This is a genomic window from Micromonospora sp. NPDC000668, from assembly GCF_042897975.1.
Taxonomy (GTDB): Bacteria; Actinomycetota; Actinomycetes; order Mycobacteriales; family Micromonosporaceae; genus Micromonospora.
Map to the genome: position 1 here is coordinate 519987 of NZ_JBIAYP010000004.1, position 13595 is coordinate 533581.

Here is a 13595-nt window from a genome sequence, read left to right on the forward strand (position 1 = left end):
GCTGACGTCATGAAGTCTCACGACCTGGTCGACACGACCGAAATGTACCTACGCACCATCCTCGAGTTGGAGGAGGAGGGTGTGCCGCCGCTGCGCGCCCGGATCGCCGAACGGCTGAAGCAGAGCGGGCCCACGGTGAGCCAGACCGTCGCCCGGATGGAGCGCGACGGCCTGCTCACGGTTGAGGGCGACCGGCACCTGATGCTCACCGCACAGGGCCGCGGCAGCGCCGTGTCCGTGATGCGCAAGCACCGCCTCGCCGAGCTGCTGCTGGTCAACGTCATCGGGATGCCCTACGAGGAGGCCCACGAAGAGGCCTGCCGCTGGGAGCACGTGATGAGCGACGCCGTGGAGAAGCGGGTGTACGACCTGCTCAACCGGCCGACCCGCTCGCCGTACGGCAACCCGATTCCCGGGCTGGAGGAGCTGGGCTCGCCGGAGGCGGAGACCGCCGAAGCCGGCGAGGGCGAGCGCAACCTGGCCTTCCCCGGCCTTTCCGGGCCGGTCGTGGTGCGCCGGATCTGCGAGAGCGTGCAGACCAACGGTGACGTGCTGCGCCAACTGCACGCCGCCGGCGTCGACCCGGGTGCCACGGTGACCGTGGCCCAGGAGCGCGACGGGGTGTCGATCGACCGCTCCGGGGACCGGGTCCGGCTGCCCCGCGAGGTCGCCTCCCGGGTCTTCGTCGCCGCCAACTGACCGAGGCCGGCCCCGGCGTCACAGCGCCCGGGTGTTCACCTTCTTGGCCAGTGCGATCAGGTCGGCGGTCAGCTTCTCGGCCGCCGACCGCTCGGTGTCGCGGGCGCCGGTCCAGCTCAGCTCCGCCAGCCGCCCCTCGGTGGCCAGCCAGCCCACCTCGGCGACCGGCCCGCGCCCACCCGCCGCTGCCACGGTCCGCCGGTACGCCTGCTGACCCAGCCCGGTGACCTTCGCCGCCTTGTCGGGCACCACGTCCGCGCCGAAGGTGGCCTTGTCGATCTTGGTGTCGGTCACGGTCAACGTCAGCTCCGGCAGCGCCGCGCTCTCGGCCCGGAGCACGCAGGTGTGGGTGTCGCCGCGTTCGCTGGCGGCCGCCACGTCGAAGCGCACCTTCACCAACTGCTCGATCACCGTGAAGTCCAGCAGTCGGCAGGCGCCGCCCGAGGAGGCCGCCGCCACGTCCACCGCGATCGGCGCCGGCGGCGGCACCGCCACCGGCTCGGCGTCGGCGGCACAGCCGCTCACCAGCAGCCCCGCCAAACCGGCGACCACGATCCGCCCGCGCACGCTCCACCCTCTCGCCGACCGACGGCGGTAGGCGCCCGCCGGATGTCCGTCGGAAACCGTACGGGGTGTCCGGGTCCGGCGGAAGCCCTCGTTCGGCGGGTCCGCCGCGACCCGGCCCGCGCTCATCCGGCCGGCGGATCGTCCACGTACGGGCAGTGCCGGCAGCCGCGTCCACAACAGGTGCCGCGCCGGGCCAGAAACCCGGCGCTGAGCACGAACAACCCCGTCGCCGGGTCCAGGTAGCCGGCCTCCCCGGTGGCCAGCGCGGCGGCGTGCGCGGCGAGGATCCGAGCCCGGTCGGGGTGATCGGGCGGCAGCCGGGACGGGTGCGGCTCGGTGAGCGGCCGATCCGCCAACGGTCGTCGCTCTCCGGTCACCGCAGCAGTCTAGGGACGCCCGACCCACTGGTCAGCGGTGCCGGGCCAGGGCGGCGGCCACCTCGTCCCGGCCGGCGCCAGCGGCCAGCAGCAGCCGCAGCAGCACCCGCGCCTTGTACGGGTCGAGCAGCCCCCCGTTGAGCAGCCCGCGCCGTTGCAGGTCGGTCTCCGAGCCGACCGCCCCGTAGGTGTGTCGCAGCACTGACCCGGCCCCGGAGCGGGAGGTGAGCACGACCGGCATCCGGCCGGCGAGGTCCCCGAGCACCGGGGCCAGCGCGGCGGGCACGTGCCCGACTCCGAAGCCGGCCACCACCAGGCCCTGGTGGCTGCCGGCCAGGCCGTCCAGCAGCAGCCCGTCGTCGTCCATGGTCAGCACGTACAGGGCCACCCGGGTCGCGTCGAGCCGGGCCGGGTCGACCGGCGGCAGCGGCTCGTGCCGGGCCGGCCGGGTGAGCACCCGCACCTCCCCCTCGATCACCTGCCCGATCGGGCCGGCGTTGGGGGCGGCGAAGGTGGCGGTGCTGGTGCTGTGCGTCTTGCGCAGCCAGCGGGCGGCGTGCACCTCGTCGTTGACGGCGACCAGCACGCCCAGGTCACGGGCGACCGGCGCGGCGGCCACCCGCAGGGCCGCGAGCAGGTTCGCCGGCCCGTCCGCGCCAGCCAGAGTGGGGTTGCGCATCGCGCCGGTGAACACCAGCGGGGCGTCGTGCGGCCAGACCAGGTCGGCCAGGAACGCCGTCTCCTCCAGCGTGTCGGTGCCCTGGGTGACCACCACGCCGGTCGCGCCGCCGGCCACCGCCCGGGACGCGTCAGCGACCACGTCGAGCAGATGACGGCCGGTGAGGTTGGCGCTGGGCACCGCCTGGGTGTCCCGCACGTCCACGGGTACGCCCAGCTCGGCGAGGCCCGGCACGGCAGCGGTGAGATCCGCGCCGGTGAGTCGGGTGACCACACCTGGGCGGCCGGCGTCGACGCCGCCCATGGCGATCGTGCCGCCGAGGGTGATCAGGGCGATGGACACGGGTGGAGCCTCCGTTCCGCCGCCCCGGTGCCGGCGGCCCTGGGACCGTACCCGCCCCGGCGACAGGCCCGGTGACCAGGCCGGCGGGGCGAAATGCGGTGTCGCACGGTGTCGCGGCCCCGATAGTGTCCCCGGGCTGCCGCCCGGCGGCACCCGTGACCGCACAGACAGGCAGTGACCGTGACCGAGCAGGCGATCCAAGCCCCGACGGTCGTGGCGGGGCGAGGCCCGTCGCTGTGGCACAGCCGGAACTTCCTGCTGCTCTGGGGCGGGCAGACGGTCAGCGAGTTGGGCACCAGGATCGCCAGCGTGGCGGTGCCGCTGCTCGCCGCCGACACCCTGAACGCCAATGTGTTCCAGGTCTCCCTGCTGACCGTCCTGGCCTGGCTGCCGTACCTGCTCTTCTCGCTGCCGGCCGGTATCGTCGCCGACCGGATCGACCAGCGACGCCTGATGATCGCGTGCGACCTGGGTCGGGCCGCGCTCATGCTGTCGCTGCCGGTGGCCGCCCTGGTCGACCAGCTCACCCTGGCCTTCCTGTACGCGGTGGTCGGGCTCGGCGGAGTGCTCACCGTGCTGTTCACCGTGGCGTACAAGAGCATGCTGCCCCGGCTGGTGCCGGCGGACCTGCTGGTGGACGGCAACGCCAAGCTCACCATCAGCCAGGACGCCGCCGAACTCGTCGGCCCGACGGTCAGCGGCGCGCTGATCGGGCTGGTCGGCGCCGCCCGGACGTTCCTGGCGAACGGGTGCGCCTTCCTGGTCAGCGCGGTGACGCTCATCCTGATCCGGGAGGCGCCCGTACGCCGCGAGCCGGCCCCGCGGGTGCCGCTGCGGGTGGAGCTGACCGACGGGCTCGCCTTCATCCGGCGGCAACCGATCCTGGTGAGCATCCTGGCCTGCACCACCTGGTCGAACTTCTTCGTGATGGCTTCCGGTTCGATCGAGGTGACCTTCCTGGTCCGTGAGCTGCACGCCACCCCGGTGCAGGTGGGGCTGGTCTTCTCGGTCAGCGCCGTCGGCGGGCTGGTGGTGGGTGTGCTGGCCGCCCGGCTGTCGACCTGGCTCGGCTCGGCCCGGGTGATCTGGGTGGCGATGACCGCGCCGGGCCCGTTCTACCTGCTCATGCCACTGGCGCAGCCCGGGTGGGGAGTGCTGCTCTACGGGGTCGGGCTGGCCGCGTTCTCCGCCAACGCGGTGCTGTACAACGTCGCGGCGATGACGTACCGGCAACGGATCACGCCGCCGGCGATCCTCGGCCGGGTCAACGCGGCGTTCCTCTGGATCTGCTTCGGGGTGATCCCGCTCGGCGCACTGGCCGGCGGCGCGCTCGGTACCGCGCTGGGACTGCGCGGGGCGCTCTGGGTGTGCGTGCTGGGCACCTGGGCGGCGTGCCTGTTCGTGGTCTGCTCCCCGCTGCGCCGGATGCGCGACATGCCGCCGGTGTCGGCGGAGCGGCCGACGATTCCGTCGTAGGGTCCGACGATGCTCGGCACGGCACCCGTCGAGGAACACGGAGGGAACACGATGCGGAAGATCGTTGTGCACATGAGCCTGTCGCTGGACGGGTTCTTCGAGGGCCCGGGCGGCGACCTCAGCTGGCACCAGGTCGACAACGAGCTGCACGAGCACTTCAACGAGGTCATCGCCCCGATGGGCGGGTTCCTCAACGGGCGCGTCAGCTACCAACTGATGGCCGCGTTCTGGCCGACCGCCGACCAGGACCCGACCGCCAGTGCCCCGATGCGCGAGTACGCCCAGATCTGGCGGGACATGCCGAAGATCGTCTACTCCCGTACGCTCGACCACGCCGACTGGAACGCCACCGTGGTGCGTGAGGTCGACGTCGAGCAGGTCCGGAAGCTCACCGCCGAACCCGGTGGCGACCTGGCGCTCGGCGGGGCCGACCTGGCCGCCACGTTCGCCCGGCACGACCTGATCGACGAATACCGGACCTACATCCACCCGGTGTTACTCGGCCGGGGCCGCCGCCTCTTCCCCGACAGCGACGCCCCGACCGGCCTGCGGCTGGTCGAGAGCAGGAAGTTCGGCAACGGGGTCGTCCTGATCCGCCACGAGCGGGCCCGCTGAGCGGCGCCGGGCGGCTCCCGCAGGGCGACCGGTCCTGGCAGGGTGTGCTCATGACCACCTTCACCGCTCCGGACGGCACCATGCTCGCCTACCGGGTCCTCGGCGGTGGCGCCCCGCTGGTCTGCCTGCCCGGCGGCCCGATGCGCGATTCGGCGTACTTCGGTGACCTCGGCGGTCTGGGCGCGTACCGGACGTTGGTCGTCCTCGACCATCGGGGCACCGGCCGGTCGGCCGAGCCGGCGGACGTCTCCAGCTACCGCTGTGACCGGCTGGTCGGTGATGTGGAGGCGCTGCGCCGGCACTTGGACCTCGACCGGCTGGACCTGCTCGGGCACTCCGCAGGCGCCAACGTGGCGTTGCAGTACGCCGCCCGGCACCCCGAGCGGGTGGGCCGGCTCGCGCTGGTGACCCCGAGCACCCGGGCGGTCGGGCTCGCGGCGACCGCCGCGCTCCGCGAGGAGGTCACCCGGGTCCGGGCCGGTGAGCCGTGGTACCCGGCGGCGGTCGCGGCACTGGACTCGATGGTGGCCGGTCGGGCCACCGACGACGCCTGGCAGGCGATCGCGCCGTTCTTCTACGGCCGGTGGGACGCCGCCGCCCGGGTACACCAGGCGGCCGAGCCCCACCAGCGCAACCAGGAGGCGGCCCGGGTCTTCGGCGCCGACGGCGCCTTCGATCCGGCGGCTACCCGCGCCGCACTCGCCGCACACCACGGCCCGGTGCTGCTGCTCGCCGGCGAGGTCGACCTCGGCGCGCCGCCGGGCCTGGTGGCCCAGCTCGGCGAGCTGATGCCGGGCGCCGACCTGGTCGTCCAGCCCGGCGCGGGACACTACCCGTGGCTCGACGACGCCGACCGGTTCACCGCGACGCTCGCGGCGTTCCTCGGCTGACCGTCGGCACCAGCCGCTTGAGTCTCCACCGGGAGGAGACAGCATGGTGAGGGGCATGAACGGCGAGACGCGTTACACGATCGGCGAACTGGCCCAACGGACCGGCCTGAGCGTCAAGACCATCCGCTACTACGCCGACCGGGGCATCGTGCCACCGACCGACCGCAGCCCGGCCGGCTACCGCCGCTACGGCCCCGATGCCGCCGCCCGGTTGGAGCTGGTCCGGACGCTGCGCGACCTCGGCGTGGACCTCGCCGCCATCCGACGGGTGGTGGACCACGAGGTTCCGCTGCACGAGGTGGCCGCGGCGCACGCCGAGGCGTTGGCGGTGCAGATCCGGGTGCTGCGGCTACGCCAGGCGGTGCTCGCCGCGGCTGCCAAGCGCGGTGGAGGAGCCGAGGAAATGGAGCTGCTGCACACCCTGGCCCGGCTCTCCGGGCAGGAACGTCGACGGCTGGTCGCCGACTTCCTCGACGCGGTCTTCGACGGCCTGGCCACCACACCGGCGTACCCGGGGATCATGCGGTCGCTGACCCCAGAGCTGTCCGACGATCCCCGCACCGAGCAGGTGCAGGCGTGGGTGGAGCTGGCCGAGCTGGCCCAGGACCCGGACTTCCGGGCCAGCATGCGACGGCTGGTGCGGCAGTACGCCGCCGACCACGACGTCCCAGGGCTGCCCCGCCCGGACGCCATCGCGGTGGTCCGGGACGGTGTGGCCCCCGCCCTGGCGGCCGGTCTCGATCCGACCGGACCCGAGGCCGATCCGGTGGTCGCGGCGGTCGTCGGCCGGTACGCACACCTCACCAACCGACCCGATGACGCCGACCTGCGCCAGCGGCTGCTGGACCGGCTGGACACGGCGAACGACCCCCGCCGGGACCGCTACCTCGACCTGCTCGCGGTGATCAACGGATGGTCGACCGGCGGCGGGGTGGCCCCGGCAGTGGACTGGTTCAGCCGGGCCCTGCGCGCCCGGATGCTGACCTGATCGCCTGCCGGGGAAGGGCGTCAGGCGAACCAGCTCATCGCCTGACCGTGACCTCGGGTCCAGGCCAGCGGCGTGCCGTCCAGCGCCAGGACGTTGTACAGCCCCTCCTCCGGCGACTCCGGCAGCCCTTCATAGGGCAGCACCTCCGGGTCCTCGTTGGCGATCCAGTGACCGGGCAGCCCACGGACCAGCCGGACGAACGCCTCCCGGCGCGGCACGGGCACCTGATAGAGCACGGAGGTGTGGAAGACCACCAGCGTCGCTTCCGCCGGCGCCCGCGCGGCCAGCGCCGGCAGGTCGTCCACCAGGTCGCCACGAATCAGCAGCGGCGGTTCGGCCGCGGCGACCGCCGCCGCGGCCCGCAGCCGCGCCCGCCGGTGCGCGTGCTCCGGCCAGATCAGCGCGTCCAACCAGGACACGTCGTCGGGGTCGGTCACGTCGAGGGGGTTGAGGTCCAGTCCTGCCCGCCACACCACCTGGGGTACGGCCGCCGGCGGGACCAACCCGCTGGCCGCGCACTCCAGGACCGGCTCCCCGGAGCCGACCCGGTGCTCGCCGTAGCGGTAGGCGTACCGGTCGGGATAGAGGCAGAGCCCGGCGGACGCCCCGACCTCCAGCAGGGCAAGCGGCTGCGGCAGCGCGGCGAGCACCGGCAGCAGGACCGCGCACCGGCCGGCCTCGTTCGTCTGGGTGGCCCGAGCCCGCATCTGCGCCTCGATGGCCGGCCAGTTCGCCACCGCGTAGTCGTGGAACGCCGCCGGGTCCTCGACCGGGCCGCCGAGCCACCGGACGACGCCGAACAGCAGGTTCGGCTGCCGCTTGGCCGGCGGGAGCCCGTCGAGCAGGGCGAGCAGATCGGCGTCCCGGGACACCGCCCGGGACAGCCGCTCGTACGCGGGCGAGACCCGCCGCACCTCGCGGTTGGCGAACCTGGCGTACGCCTCAGCGGTCGTCATGCCCTGATCGTCGCAGCCATCCCCCGGCAATACCGACCCCGCCTCCCCCGGGTCACGGGCGCGGCTTCCTGCGCCGGGATATCTCCTCCAGGTGCTGACGTTGGTGCTGCCGGACCATCTCGTCCCAGGCTTCCTGGTCGTAGTCCGGGTCTGGCGGGATCCACCTGTGCGAGTTGTCGCTGTAGTGGAACCGCTCGTCGCCCCGCCGGATCAGACTCACCGAATCCAGCCCAGGAAGCGCCGGTGCAGCAGCCCGGCGGGCACCCAGGTCAGGTCCTCGGCCGCCCAGACCAGGTAGGAGCCCATGTAGAGGCCCAGCGATACCGGAGCACCGTCAAACTCGGCGCGCAACTCGGTGCGCCTGGTCTGGCAGGGCCAGGGGCCGTCGCAGCCACCGCAGGTCCACACCGGAAGGACCGGGCCGTGCGTGGTCACGGCAGGCCGTCCAGAAAGCGCCGGGTGGCGACCCGTGCGTGCCAGCGGGCGGCCCATTCCGCCTGATAGCAGGGGTACGGAGACAGCCGTGCCCACCACCAGCGACAGCCAGCGCACAGGCCGTCGACGCCGGGCAGGTGCACGGAGAGGATTCGTCCGACCTGATCCTCGGTCACTCCTGCTCCTCCCCTGGCCAGTGGCCTCGCCGGATCGGGATGCGGTGTCGGGCCCGGCAGGGCAGATCCGCGCCGCAGCGACAGACCCGACGCCACCGCCGCCACGACCAGACCGGCCGATGCCGCCGTGCCAGCGTCATCGCCACCGCCAGCACGTAGTCGTCGTATGACACCCGCGGTCCCATGACATCCCCGAACTTGGACTCCTAATTTGGAAGTACAAGTAGGCTAAAGTTGGACTCCTACTTTGGGAACCTCCTAGCGGCGTGTCGCGGTTCCTCGCCCGGACCGGGCCATAATCAACCGGTGGTGAACCCGACGATCCAGCGACGGCGTCTCGGTCTTGCCCTCAAACGGGCTCGTGAGGGTGCAGGCAAGACCCAGGATGAGGCGGCTGCTGTCATCGACGCGGCAGCAAGCAAGATCAGCAGGGTCGAGCTTGGACAGTCGGGGATCAAGCTGACCGATCTGAACCTGCTGCTCGATCTCTACGGCGTACGCGGGGACGAAGTCGAGCCTCTACGCGACCTCGCACGGGCAGGGCGGCAACGCGGGCGCTGGAGCACCTACCGAAACGCCGTGCCGGACTGGTTCCGCCAGTACCTGGACCTTGAGGGTGACGCTTCAGAGATCCGCTGGTACCAGCCGGAGGTCATCCCGGGAGTCCTCCAGATCGAGCCATACATCCGAGCCATGAATGCGATCGCCCATCCACGGCCGTCCACCGATGAGGTCGACCGGCAGGTCGCCATTCGCATGGAGCGACAGTCGATCCTGCGGCAGGACGATGGACCCGACCTGAGCTTCGTTCTCAGCGAGTCGGCACTGCGCCGGAGTATCGGCGACGGGGCAACGATGCGTAGCCAGCTCCTACATCTGGCGGAGGTCGGCGAGCAATCCAACGTCGCGCTCCAAGTCTTCCCGTTCGACGCGCAGACCTACGAGACAGCCTCGTTCAGCTTCATCATCCTGCGCTTCGGTGATGACGCGGCATCGGACGTCATCTACGTCGAGACCTTCACCGACGCCGACTACCTTGACCGGCCGGACGCGGTGCGGGCCTACACTCGGCTGTGGGACCGACTCCGGGCAGCCGCTCTCGGGCCGGTAGAGTCGCGCAAGCTCATCCTGAGGATGGCGGACGACATGGGGCGGCAACAGACCTGAGAGAGTGATCATGGAGACCTCGGATCGCCTGGTCTGGCGCAAGTCGAGCTACAGCGACAACAACGGTGGCGCGTGCGTCGAGGTAGCCGAAGTGGATACGGGCATCGCGGTGCGCGACAGCAAGAACCCCAGCGGGTCGACCCTTCGCTTCACGAGAGGCGCGTGGACGGAGTTCGTACGGAGCATCCGGTAGCCGAAGGTCCCAAGACTCGAAGCTCAGGAGGCGTGCCGTGGTCTGGCGGTGAGCAAGAGCACCCGCCGGCCCGGATTCCCTGAGCCGATCGCCCGCCTGGTGAGTCACCGCAGTGCTGCTGCGAGTTCGGCGGCATTGTCGAACGCGGGTGCCGCCCTTTCGGATTCATCTTCCGTGAGCGTGACGGACTGGGCGCGGGCCAGCATCTCGGCCGCAGTCTTTGGATCGTGCAGCACCATCGCGAGTTCGGCGCGGTAGACCAGGACCTCTACCTGCTCGACCGGGTCGTCGTCGGCTTGCGGGCGGGCCAACGCGCTGTCGAGGATCCGAACGGCCTGTCCGACGCTTCCCCTGGAATCGGCCTGCACGACAGCATTCGCTAGGGCCTTGGCCAGCCGCCCGGCAGGCGTGGTGGCCGGCATGGGCGCGGTGGCGGCGTCCCGAAAGACGCGGATCCAGTTGCCGCCTGGGTCGATGACGCTGAATCCGCCCAACCCGTCGGCGTTCTTCCGCGCCCTGGGCCGGGTCATCCGCGGCGTTCCGGACACCAGTACCTTGCCGTACGCGGCGCGCATGCCGGCTGCGAATGCCCGGTGTAGTCCCTCGATGTCCGCGGTGAGTACGAGACAGGAGCCATAGGACTGCTCCGGGTCAAATCCGGCGATCTCGAAGAACTGCAGATGCACGTCTTCCCGCTGGAGCCCCACACACGCGTTGGGCTTGCGCTGCTTGTACGTGGTGCGGAAACCGAGAACTCCGTAGAAGGTTTCGATGTCGTCAATGGATGCGCACGGCAGCAGGGGAACGGTCACCTCGTTGGTCATGCCTCCTTCCTAAGCGTCGCAGGGTGTCCGTCGCACATGGAAATAGCCGATCATCGCCTTCGGTCATCCGATCGGCTGATGACCCAGAACGCAACGCTGCCCAGCCGAGCCATCGGCGGTGCCTACCTGCCTGCCATACGGCTCGCCAAGATCAGGCGCCCGGGTTCTGCCGCTGGTCGGGCGCCCGCCTCTGCACGCTTTCCCCGGGTCTGGGAGAACCTGCAAACGGCGCTGCCCCGACCTCCATCAGGAGGCCGGGGCAGTGCGGTGTTTCGCGTACGTCAGCTGCAGCCGCTGGTGGAGCCGCAGCCCTCGCAGACGTAGCAGCTACCGGCGGGGCGCATCTTCGTACCGCATGTGAAGCAGAGCGGCGCGTCGGCGGCCTTGCCGATCACGGCCTCCAGCAACTCGGTGCTGGAACCCACGTTCGGGGCCGGCTTGGCGGCGGCCACCTCGGCGAGTTCCTGGGCCGGCTGGGCGACGGGCTCCGGCTTGGCCGGGGCCTCCACCGGCGCCGAGGACGCCATCGCGGTGAGCTCCGCACCGGTCACCGCGGCGCTCTCCGCCTCAGCCTCGGCCCGCAACTGGGCGGCCCGCTCGCTGGCCGTGAAGATGCCCAGCTCGGCGCGGCGCTCGTAGGGCAGGAAGTCCAGCGCCAGGCGACGGAAGATGTAGTCCATCACCGACGCCGCCATGCGCACGTCCGGGTCGTCGGTCATGCCGGCCGGCTCGAAGCGCATGTTGGTGAACTTGCTGACGAACGTCTCCAGCGGCACGCCGTACTGCAGACCGATGCTGATGGCCACCGAGAAGGCGTCCATCACACCGGCCAGGGTGGAGCCCTGCTTGGACATCTTGAGGAAGACCTCACCGAGGCCGTCGTCCGGGTAGGACGACGCGGTGAGGTAGCCCTCGGCACCGCCGACGGAGAAGGAGACCGTCTCGGACGGGCGCTTCTTCGGCAGACGCTTGCGCACCGGCCGGTACTCGACGACCTTCTCGACGACCGGCGCGGCCTTGGCGGCCTCGACGGCGGCCGGGGCGGTGGTCTTGTTCGGCTTGGCCACCGAGAGCGGCTGGCCGACCTTGCAGTTGTCCCGGTAGATCGCCAGCGCCTTGAGGCCGAGCTTCCAGCCCTCGAAGTAGATCTTCTCGACGTCCTCGACGGTGGCCTGCTCGGGCATGTTGACCGTCTTGGAGATGGCGCCGGAGATGAACGGCTGGACGGCAGCCATCATCCGCACGTGGCCCATCGGGGCGATCGACCGCTCACCCATCGCGCAGTCGAAGACCGGGTAGTGCTCCGGCTTGAGGCCGGGGGCGTCCACCACGTGGCCGTGGTCGGCGATGTGCTCGACGATCGCCTCGACCTGCTCCTCGGGGTAGCCGAGGCTGCGCAGGGCGCGCGGCACCGTCTGGTTGACGATCTGCATCGAGCCGCCGCCGACCAGCTTCTTGAACTTGACCAGCGCCAGGTCCGGCTCGACGCCGGTGGTGTCGCAGTCCATCATCAGGCCGATGGTGCCGGTCGGCGCGAGGACGCTGGCCTGCGAGTTGCGCCAGCCGTTCTTGTCACCGATCTTGTTGCCCTGGGTCCACTGCTTGGTCGCCTCGCGGACGATCGCGGTGGCCACCGTGCTGGTGGGCTTGATCTCGTCGTTGGCGGCGGCGTGCTTGCGCATGACCCGCTTGTGCGGCTCGGCGTTGCGGGCGTAGCCGTCGTACGGGCCCACGATGCCAGCCAGCTCGGCCGAGCGGCGGTACGCGGTGCCGTTCATCAGCGAGGTGATCGCCGCGGCGACCGAACGGCCCTGCTCCGAGTCGTACGGCAGGCCGGAGGCCATCAGCAGGGCGCCCAGGTTGGCGTAGCCGATGCCGAGCTGCCGGTAGGCGCGGGTGGTCTCACCGATCTTCTCGGTCGGGAAGTCGGCGAAGCAGATCGAGATGTCCATGGCGGTGATGACCATCTCGATCGACTTGACGAACTTCTCCACCTCGAAGCCACCGTCGGCGCGGAGGAACTTCATCAGGTTCAGCGAGGCCAGGTTGCACGAGGAGTTGTCCAGGTGCAGGTACTCCGAGCACGGGTTCGACGCGGTGATCCGGCCGGTCTCCGGGCAGGTGTGCCAGTCGTTGATGGTGTCGTCGTACTGCAGGCCGGGGTCGGCACACTCCCAGGCGGCCTGGGCGATGGTGCGGAACAGCTTCTTGGCGTCGACGGTGTCGATCACCGCGCCGTCCAGCCGGCCGCGCAGGTCGAAGCCGCCGCCGTTCTGCACCGCCGACATGAACTCGTCAGAGACCCGGACCGAGTTGTTGGCGTTCTGGTACTGCACGCTGACGATGTCGGCGCCGCCGAGGTCCATGTCGAACCCGGCGTCGCGCAGGGCGCGGATCTTGTTCTCCTCGCGCGCCTTGGTGACCACGAACTCTTCGATGTCCGGGTGGTCCACGTCGAGGATGACCATCTTGGCCGCCCGCCGGGTCGCGCCGCCGGACTTGATGGTGCCGGCGGAGGCGTCCGCGCCGCGCATGAAGCTGACCGGGCCGGAGGCGGTGCCACCGGAGGAGAGCAACTCCCGAGAGGAGCGGATCCGCGACAGGTTGACGCCGGAGCCGGAGCCGCCCTTGAAGATCAGCCCCTCCTCCTTGTACCAGTCGAGGATCGAGTCCATCGAGTCGTCGACGGCCAGGATGAAGCAGGCGCTGACCTGCTGCGGCGACGGCGTGCCGACGTTGAACCAGACCGGCGAGTTGAAGCTGAACACCTGGTGCAGCAGCATCCAGGTCAGCTCCTGCCCGAAGATCTCGGCGTCGGCCGGGCTGGCGAAGTAGCCGTACTCCTCACCCGCGGTGCGGTAGGTGCTGACCACCCGGTCGATCAACTGCTTGAGCGACCACTCCCGCTCCGGGGTGCCCACCGCGCCCCGGAAGTACTTCGTGGTCACGATGTTCGCCGCGTTGACGCTCCACGACTCCGGGAACTCCACCCCGCGCTGCTCGAAGTTGATCGAGCCGTCCCGCCAGTTCGTCATCACGACGTCGCGGCGCTCCCAGGCGATCTCGTCGTACGGGTGGACCCCCTCAGTCGTCCACACGCGCTCGATCTTCAGCCCGGCGCTCGCGCTGGCCTTGCTCCGTGACCTGCTTGTCGTCACACCATCCCCCGACATCTCATCCGCCCCCTCGTCCACGCGGTCACCCGCCGCGC

At 71.0% G+C, this 13595-nt stretch carries 17 protein-coding genes; 7 read left to right on the top strand and 10 right to left on the bottom strand.

Going from position 1 to position 13595, the window contains the following annotated elements; translation table 11 throughout:
* Positions 1 to 9 precede the first annotated feature (9 nt).
* Entirely contained in the window at positions 10 to 699 is a 690-nt protein-coding gene (locus tag ACFY29_RS23220; protein WP_328424853.1) for a metal-dependent transcriptional regulator, read from the top strand.
* A gap of 18 nt (positions 700 to 717) precedes the next feature.
* On the opposite strand, the gene ACFY29_RS23225 is transcribed toward ACFY29_RS23220, so the two are convergent.
* The 3 genes from ACFY29_RS23225 to ACFY29_RS23235 form a co-directional block, all read right to left on the bottom strand.
* Positions 718 to 1266 (bottom strand): hypothetical protein, encoded by a 549-nt coding sequence (locus ACFY29_RS23225; RefSeq protein ID WP_386989486.1) that lies wholly within the window; start codon positions 1264 to 1266, stop codon positions 718 to 720.
* Positions 1267 to 1388: 122 nt separating this feature from the next.
* Positions 1389 to 1643 (bottom strand): DUF5522 domain-containing protein, encoded by a 255-nt coding sequence (locus ACFY29_RS23230; protein WP_386989488.1) that lies wholly within the window; start codon positions 1641 to 1643, stop codon positions 1389 to 1391.
* Between the two features lie 31 nt (positions 1644 to 1674).
* Positions 1675 to 2664, bottom strand: a complete 990-nt coding sequence (locus ACFY29_RS23235) for an asparaginase (protein ID WP_386989491.1) — start codon at positions 2662 to 2664, stop codon at positions 1675 to 1677.
* A 180-nt stretch (positions 2665 to 2844) separates the two neighbouring features.
* Between ACFY29_RS23235 and ACFY29_RS23240 the strand changes: the two genes are divergently transcribed.
* From ACFY29_RS23240 to ACFY29_RS23255, 4 genes are read left to right on the top strand one after another with little or no spacing between them, the layout of a single operon-like run.
* The gene (locus tag ACFY29_RS23240) at positions 2845 to 4140 is read left to right on the top strand and encodes an MFS transporter (RefSeq protein WP_386989493.1); all 1296 of its coding nucleotides are present in this window, start codon (positions 2845 to 2847) and stop codon (positions 4138 to 4140) included.
* A 51-nt stretch (positions 4141 to 4191) separates the two neighbouring features.
* The gene (locus ACFY29_RS23245) at positions 4192 to 4755 is read left to right on the top strand and encodes a dihydrofolate reductase family protein (RefSeq protein WP_386989496.1); all 564 of its coding nucleotides are present in this window, start codon (positions 4192 to 4194) and stop codon (positions 4753 to 4755) included.
* Positions 4756 to 4805: 50 nt separating this feature from the next.
* Entirely contained in the window at positions 4806 to 5645 is an 840-nt protein-coding gene (locus tag ACFY29_RS23250) for an alpha/beta fold hydrolase (protein WP_386989499.1), read from the top strand.
* Positions 5646 to 5700: 55 nt separating this feature from the next.
* A complete protein-coding gene (locus tag ACFY29_RS23255; RefSeq protein ID WP_386989502.1) occupies positions 5701 to 6633 on the top strand; it encodes a MerR family transcriptional regulator in 933 nt (310 codons plus the stop codon).
* Positions 6634 to 6653: 20 nt separating this feature from the next.
* Here the strand turns inward: ACFY29_RS23255 and ACFY29_RS23260 are convergent, their stop codons facing one another.
* From ACFY29_RS23260 to ACFY29_RS23280, 5 genes are read right to left on the bottom strand one after another with little or no spacing between them, the layout of a single operon-like run.
* The gene (locus ACFY29_RS23260; protein WP_386989504.1) at positions 6654 to 7589 is read right to left on the bottom strand and encodes a DUF2332 domain-containing protein; all 936 of its coding nucleotides are present in this window, start codon (positions 7587 to 7589) and stop codon (positions 6654 to 6656) included.
* A gap of 52 nt (positions 7590 to 7641) precedes the next feature.
* The gene (locus tag ACFY29_RS23265; protein WP_328424835.1) at positions 7642 to 7809 is read right to left on the bottom strand and encodes a hypothetical protein; all 168 of its coding nucleotides are present in this window, start codon (positions 7807 to 7809) and stop codon (positions 7642 to 7644) included.
* Positions 7806 to 8024: a hypothetical protein gene (locus tag ACFY29_RS23270; RefSeq protein ID WP_355608333.1), complete on the bottom strand. Its 219-nt coding sequence runs from the start codon at positions 8022 to 8024 to the stop codon at positions 7806 to 7808. The genes ACFY29_RS23265 and ACFY29_RS23270 overlap by 4 nt, the downstream gene beginning before the upstream one ends.
* Entirely contained in the window at positions 8021 to 8200 is a 180-nt protein-coding gene (locus ACFY29_RS23275) for a hypothetical protein (protein WP_386989508.1), read from the bottom strand. The genes ACFY29_RS23270 and ACFY29_RS23275 overlap by 4 nt, the downstream gene beginning before the upstream one ends.
* The gene (locus tag ACFY29_RS23280) at positions 8197 to 8373 is read right to left on the bottom strand and encodes a hypothetical protein (protein ID WP_386989511.1); all 177 of its coding nucleotides are present in this window, start codon (positions 8371 to 8373) and stop codon (positions 8197 to 8199) included. Before ACFY29_RS23280 ends, ACFY29_RS23275 begins: the two co-directional genes overlap by 4 nt.
* Positions 8374 to 8506: 133 nt before the next feature.
* Here ACFY29_RS23280 and ACFY29_RS23285 point away from each other — a divergent pair, with 133 nt between their 5' ends.
* Positions 8507 to 9367, top strand: a complete 861-nt coding sequence (locus ACFY29_RS23285) for a DUF5753 domain-containing protein (protein WP_386989514.1) — start codon at positions 8507 to 8509, stop codon at positions 9365 to 9367.
* 10 nt (positions 9368 to 9377) lie between these two features.
* Positions 9378 to 9560: a DUF397 domain-containing protein gene (locus tag ACFY29_RS23290; RefSeq protein ID WP_386989517.1), complete on the top strand. Its 183-nt coding sequence runs from the start codon at positions 9378 to 9380 to the stop codon at positions 9558 to 9560.
* 104 nt (positions 9561 to 9664) lie between these two features.
* Here ACFY29_RS23290 and ACFY29_RS23295 read toward each other — a convergent pair whose 3' ends face one another.
* Together ACFY29_RS23295 and ACFY29_RS23300 are read right to left on the bottom strand one after the other, a co-directional pair.
* The gene (locus ACFY29_RS23295) at positions 9665 to 10384 is read right to left on the bottom strand and encodes a VOC family protein (protein WP_386989519.1); all 720 of its coding nucleotides are present in this window, start codon (positions 10382 to 10384) and stop codon (positions 9665 to 9667) included.
* A gap of 281 nt (positions 10385 to 10665) precedes the next feature.
* Positions 10666 to 13557 carry a vitamin B12-dependent ribonucleotide reductase gene (locus ACFY29_RS23300; protein ID WP_386989925.1) on the bottom strand — a complete coding sequence of 964 codons (2892 nt, stop codon included), beginning with the start codon at positions 13555 to 13557 and terminating at the stop codon, positions 10666 to 10668.
* Between the last annotated feature and the right edge of the window lie 38 nt (positions 13558 to 13595).

Bases quoted from the DNA above. Each gene is read 5' to 3' on its own strand.
- ACFY29_RS23220 (WP_328424853.1), top strand. From the start codon at position 10: ATGAAGTCTCACGACCTGGTCGACACGACCGAAATGTACCTACGCACC.
- ACFY29_RS23245 (WP_386989496.1), top strand. From the start codon at position 4,192: ATGCGGAAGATCGTTGTGCACATGAGCCTGTCGCTGGACGGGTTCTTC.
- ACFY29_RS23250 (WP_386989499.1), top strand. From the start codon at position 4,806: ATGACCACCTTCACCGCTCCGGACGGCACCATGCTCGCCTACCGGGTC.
- ACFY29_RS23255 (WP_386989502.1), top strand. From the start codon at position 5,701: ATGAACGGCGAGACGCGTTACACGATCGGCGAACTGGCCCAACGGACC.
- ACFY29_RS23260 (WP_386989504.1), bottom strand. From the start codon at position 7,589: ATGACGACCGCTGAGGCGTACGCCAGGTTCGCCAACCGCGAGGTGCGG.
- ACFY29_RS23290 (WP_386989517.1), top strand. From the start codon at position 9,378: ATGGAGACCTCGGATCGCCTGGTCTGGCGCAAGTCGAGCTACAGCGAC.
- ACFY29_RS23295 (WP_386989519.1), bottom strand. From the start codon at position 10,384: ATGACCAACGAGGTGACCGTTCCCCTGCTGCCGTGCGCATCCATTGAC.
- ACFY29_RS23300 (WP_386989925.1), bottom strand. From the start codon at position 13,557: ATGTCGGGGGATGGTGTGACGACAAGCAGGTCACGGAGCAAGGCCAGC.